This is a genomic window from Pseudomonas sp. EA_65y_Pfl1_P113 (assembly GCF_963970525.1).
Classification (GTDB): Bacteria; Pseudomonadota; Gammaproteobacteria; order Pseudomonadales; family Pseudomonadaceae; genus Aquipseudomonas; species Aquipseudomonas tritici.
In genome coordinates this window covers 1-292 of the sequence record NZ_CAXAQM010000722.1, presented here as the reverse complement: position 1 = coordinate 292, position 292 = coordinate 1, and the positions used below count along the sequence as shown (strand labels likewise).

Annotated in this window: 1 protein-coding gene; it reads left to right on the top strand. The window is 57.2% G+C overall.

Annotated features, from left to right (window positions below; all coding sequences use genetic code 11):
* Positions 1-292: IS66 family transposase zinc-finger binding domain-containing protein (locus AACY52_RS31900; RefSeq protein ID WP_339561639.1), on the top strand; the 292-nt coding region annotated here is incomplete at both ends.

Sequence of the window (292 nt, the reverse complement as noted above, 5' to 3'; positions counted from 1 at the left end):
GCAAACGCAAACCACTGTCAGCCGATCTACCACGCATCGAAGTCATTCACGAACTGCCCGAACATGAACTGACCTGCGCGTGCGGCTGCCGCAAACACACCATCGGTGAAGAAACCAGCGAACAGCTTGAAATCGTGCCGATGCAGATCCGGGTGATCAAACACGTCCGCAAGGTCTACGGCTGCCGTGGTTGTGAAGCCGCGCCAATCACCGCCGACAAACCGGCCCAATTGATCGAAAAAAGCATGGCCAGCCCCAGCGTCCTGGCGATGCTGCTGACCACCAAATACGT